Source organism: Luteibacter sp. (assembly GCF_051958795.1).
GTDB lineage: Bacteria > Pseudomonadota > Gammaproteobacteria > Xanthomonadales > Rhodanobacteraceae > Luteibacter.
Window position 1 is genome coordinate 1 of record NZ_JBQCFT010000364.1, and the last position, 4465, is coordinate 4465.

The following is a 4465-nucleotide window of genomic DNA, read 5'->3' on the forward strand; positions in this document are numbered from 1 at the left end:
CTTGGCGCCATACATGGCCTCGTCGGCGTGGCGCAGCAGGAGTTCCCCTTCGACCGCGTCGTCCGGGAAGAAGGCGATACCCACCGATACCGTTGCCTGCAGCTCGGAGCCGTCGTCGAGATGCAGGGGCACTTCCATCGCCTGCACGATTTTCTCGGCGATGCGCAGCACGTCCTCGCGCTTGATGATGTGGCGCAGCACCAGGGTGAATTCATCGCCCGCGTAACGCGCGACGGTATCCGACCCGCGGACGCTCGCGCGCAGGCGCCGGGCCACCGCGGAGAGCACCTGGTCACCCACGGCATGGCCGAGGGTTTCGTTGATGCCCTTGAAGCGATCGAGATCGACGAGCAGCACGGCGAACAGTTCGCCGGTGCGCGAGGCCTCGCGGATGGTGGTGTCGAGGCGATCGTGGAACAGCAGACGGTTCGGCAGGCCGGTCAGCGTATCGACAAGGCCCCGTTCGCGCCCCTGGTCACGTGCGCGGCGCAGTTCCAGCGCCGCGCTGAAGCGCGCCGAGGCGGCACGCAGGGCCAGCTCGAAGACCCGTCCGTCACCGGCGCTGCGCCGACGGCCGGCCAGCATGGCGCCGATCGGGCTGCGTCGCTCATCGAGCAGCGGCAGGAACACGAAAGCGCCAAGACCCAGTGCTTCGATCAGTGGATCGACCAGGGGCTGGGCACGACCGTCGCCAAGCCTGACCAGCGCTTCGCCACCCAGGCATTGCCTGAGCAGCGGCAGGTCGGCGGCCTCGGCCCATTCGACCTGGCCCGGACCATTCCAGATGCGTGCGATGACCTCGGGGCCGGCATCGCTCTCCGGCAGCGCGGACCAGATGCCGACGACATCGAGGTCAAGCGCGTCGGCCAGCATCGCGGCCGCTTCGCCCAGGCCTTCGTCATCGCTGGGGCACGCATCCAGCACGGAAAGCAGCGAAAGCGCGCGCGCCGCGGAATCGCCTGCGCGCATGTCGCGGAACGCCACCGCGATACGGTGGCCGCCCTGCCCGTCGAGTAGATGACGGACATCGACCTCCCCGGGAATCTCGATGCCATCGGCTCTGCGCAGCACGCAAGCCATGCCATCGCCATCGGGCATGGGCCACGCCGCGCCATCCACCATGCTGAAGACATCGCGCAGCACCCTGCCCTGCACAGGCGCGTCATCCGCGCACAAGCGCTGCATGGCGGCACCGGCATCGACAATGCATCCATCCGCGGCGGAAGCGATCACCCACGCGGCGCCCGCGTCGAAGGCGAAGCGGAAATCGGCGTCCACCGCGGGCACGGGCGACGGCGCGGTCTCGACCGCCACGGCCATGCGCACGCGCTGCGCCAGTTCCGCGCCGATGGCGCTTTCGCGTAGCCAGGCGGAGCCGTCGTCCGGGGCGACGGCCAGCGGACCATCGGGCACGAGGTACACCACGGGAATGTCGCGATACGCCGCGAAGCTGCGCAACACGCGCATGCCGAGCCGAACATCGTCACTGCCATCGCCGCCCACGACCGCGACCTGCAGCGGCGGCGCATCCGCCAGCAAGGCCTCGAGCTGGAACGCGTCACGCGCACTGAGCAACACGAAGCCGCCATCCGCATCGAGCGCGTCGAACACGGCGCGGCGGGTATCGCGGCGCGGGGTAAAAATCAGGACGCCGCTCGCGTCGGGGATCTGCATCATCGGTCAGACCACCCAGCGGCCGTCGCGAAGACGCGGCATCACGGCCCGCGCCCCGCGGTCGGCATCGACGCGGACGATGTCGTCATCGAAGGTGGCGAGCAGGCTCGCGCTGGCCCCGAGCAGGACGACGCGACGCACGTGCCCCGTCTGGGCCTTCGCAAGTTGCCGTAAAAGTGCACCGTCTGTCGCGCTCGGGACGCCAGCCGGCATGTCCAGCAGGTACACGCCGAAGTGCAGGCTCTGCAGGATGTAGCGCAGCGCGTCACCCAGGCGGGTGCAGCCGGGTACGCGCATCTGTGCGTCGCGCAGGCTGGTCAGCCCTTCGCCGCCGCGCCACAGTTACACGGCCTGGCCGGTGCGCCGGGCCACCAGGCGGAACTGGTCAACCAGCAGCGCCTGCTCCTCGGCCTTGAGCGCGACGAGGGGGCCGGCGGCCGAGAGGATGCGGTCGAAGACATCCGTTCCTGCGATGGAATCCACTGGCATCGGCCATCTGGCTACTTGACTGGCGCGCAGTATCGGACCTAAGGGAGCGCAGCGCCAGATGCCCGGGCGGTGATGACCATACGGCGGGGTATCTCGCATTCGGCACGGCGGAAAGGTATGGTGATGCGCTCATTCGCCACGCACGACCGCCATGTTCGAAGGACTCCGATTCAAGCACTGGAAGACCAGCGAAGGCGACGATGGCATCGTCGTCCTCAGCCTCGACCGCGAGGGCAGCAGCGCTAACGCGCTGGCCCGCGAGGTCCTGGATGAGCTGGACACCCTGGTGGAACGCCTGGCCATCGAGGGCCCCAAGGGTGTCGTGATCCACTCGCCGAAGCCGTCCGGCTTCGCCGTGGGTGCCGACATCAGGGAGTTCGTCGAGTACGCGCACACCGGCACGGTCCTCGAGAACATCGAGAACGGCCAGCGCATCTTCGAGAACCTCGCCCGCCTGCCGTTCCCGACGGTCGCGGCGATCCACGGCGCCTGCATGGGCGGTGGCACCGAACTCGCTCTCGCCTGTCGCTACCGCATCGCGGCCGACGACGACACGACGAAGATCGGCCTGCCTGAAGTCATGCTCGGCATCCACCCCGGCTGGGGCGGCAGCGCCCGCCTGCCGCGCCTGATCGGTGCGCCGGATGCGCTACCGGCCATGCTGACCGGCAAGCCCTTCAACGCGAGGCGTGCGAAGGCCGTCGGCCTGGTCGACCGCCTGGCCCGCCCCGAGGAGCTCCTCGCGGAAGCCCGCCAGCTGGCCCGCCGCCCGGCGCCGCGCCCGTTCGCGCTGCGTGCGAAGGCATGGGCCACCAACACCCTGCCCGCGCGGCTGATCCTTGCGCCCATGGTGCGCAAGCAGACCGCGGCCAAGGTGCGCAAGGAACACTACCCGGCCCCGTTCGCGCTCATCGATGTCTGGGCGAACGGCGGCAGCAGCATCCAGCAGCGCCTCAAGCTCGAGGCGAAGTCGGTGGCGAAGCTCGCCACCACCTCCACCGCACGTAATCTCATCCGTATCTTCTTCCTGCAGGAGCGCCTCAAGGGCCTCGGCGGTGGCATCGATCACGGCATCAAGCACGTCCACGTCGTGGGTGCGGGCACCATGGGTGGCGACATCGCCGCATGGTCGGCCCTGAAGGGCTTTGACGTGACCCTGCAGGATCGCGAACTGCGTTTCGTCGAGCCCGCGATCAAACGCGCCCGCGCCATGTTCGAGAAAAAGCTCAAGGCCGCGGCCAAGGTCGAGGCCGCGAATGCGCGGCTGCGGGCCGATGTCGAAGGCAAGGGCGTGGCCGATGCCGACCTGGCGATCGAAGCCATCTTCGAGAACCCCGAAGCGAAGCACGCGCTGTACGCGGCGATCGAGCCGCAGTTCCAGGCTGACGAGATCCTCGCCAGCAACACCTCGTCGATCCCGCTCGATCAGCTCCGCCAGGGCCTGGCTGCGCCGCAGCGATTCCTCGGCCTGCATTTCTTCAACCCGGTGGCACAGATGCCACTGGTCGAGGTGGTCCGCCACGACCAACTCGACCCGGCTATCGAAAAGCGCGCCCTCGCCTTCTGCAAGGCGATCGGCAAGCTCCCGGTGCCGGTCAAGGGAACGCCCGGCTTCCTGGTCAATCGCATCCTCATGCCCTACCTGATGGAAGCGATGCGCCTGTACAACGAAGGCGTCCCGGGCCCGGTGCTCGATCGCGAAGCGAAGAAGTTCGGCATGCCGATGGGCCCGATCGAACTGGCCGATACCGTAGGCCTCGATGTCTGCGCATCGGTAGGCAAGGAACTCGCGCCGTTCCTCGGACTGGAAGTTCCCGCCGGCCTCGAAGAGAAGCTTGCGGCGAACAAGCGCGGCAAGAAGGACGGCGAAGGCCTTTACGTCTGGAAGGAAGGCAAGCCGGACAAGCCGGACGTCGATCCCGACTATGTGCCGCCGGGCGACCTGCAGGACCGCATGATCCTGCCCATGGTGAACGAAGCCATCGCCTGCCTTGCCGAAGGCGTCGTCGACGATGCCGACCTGCTCGACGCGGGCGTCATCTTCGGTACCGGTTTCGCGCCCTTCCGCGGCGGCCCGATCCAGTACGTGCGTACTGAAGGCGTCGCCGTCGTACGCGAACGTCTGGCGAAGCTGGAGCAGAAGCACGGCGCGCGCTTCGCGAAGAAGGAAGGCTGGGACAACCCGGAACTGGCCACGCCGCCGGCGTAACGCAAGAAGCAGTTGTGGGGGGGGGGGGGGGGGGGGGGGGGGGGGGGGGGGGGGGGCCCCCCCCCCCCCCCCCCCCCCCCCCCCCCCCCCCCC

4 protein-coding genes are annotated in these 4465 nt (G+C 68.8%); 1 reads left to right on the top strand and 3 read right to left on the bottom strand.

All coding sequences use genetic code 11. From position 1 onward, the window contains the following. From ACTHLF_RS19345 to ACTHLF_RS19355, 3 genes are all read right to left on the bottom strand, one after another. A partial coding sequence (locus ACTHLF_RS19345) for a diguanylate cyclase domain-containing protein (protein ID WP_440329563.1) occupies window positions 1–1677 on the bottom strand: 1677 nt, incomplete at its 3' end. A gap of 3 nt (window positions 1678–1680) precedes the next feature. Continuing rightward, window positions 1681–1971 carry a hypothetical protein gene (locus ACTHLF_RS19350; RefSeq protein WP_440329565.1) on the bottom strand — a complete coding sequence of 97 codons (291 nt, stop codon included), beginning with the start codon at window positions 1969–1971 and terminating at the stop codon, window positions 1681–1683. Window positions 1972–2016: 45 nt separating this feature from the next. Beyond that, window positions 2017–2163 carry a hypothetical protein gene (locus tag ACTHLF_RS19355; protein ID WP_440329567.1) on the bottom strand — a complete coding sequence of 49 codons (147 nt, stop codon included), beginning with the start codon at window positions 2161–2163 and terminating at the stop codon, window positions 2017–2019. A 151-nt stretch (window positions 2164–2314) separates the two neighbouring features. Between ACTHLF_RS19355 and ACTHLF_RS19360 the strand changes: the two genes are divergently transcribed. Next, window positions 2315–4372 (top strand): 3-hydroxyacyl-CoA dehydrogenase NAD-binding domain-containing protein, encoded by a 2058-nt coding sequence (locus ACTHLF_RS19360; protein WP_440329569.1) that lies wholly within the window; start codon window positions 2315–2317, stop codon window positions 4370–4372. Window positions 4373–4465 lie beyond the last annotated feature (93 nt).

Excerpts from the sequence above, each read along its gene's own strand:
- ACTHLF_RS19360 (WP_440329569.1), top strand. The coding sequence starts at position 2,315 with ATGTTCGAAGGACTCCGATTCAAGCACTGGAAGACCAGCGAAGGCGAC.
- ACTHLF_RS19355 (WP_440329567.1), bottom strand. The coding sequence starts at position 2,163 with ATGCCAGTGGATTCCATCGCAGGAACGGATGTCTTCGACCGCATCCTC.
- ACTHLF_RS19350 (WP_440329565.1), bottom strand. The coding sequence starts at position 1,971 with ATGCGCGTACCCGGCTGCACCCGCCTGGGTGACGCGCTGCGCTACATC.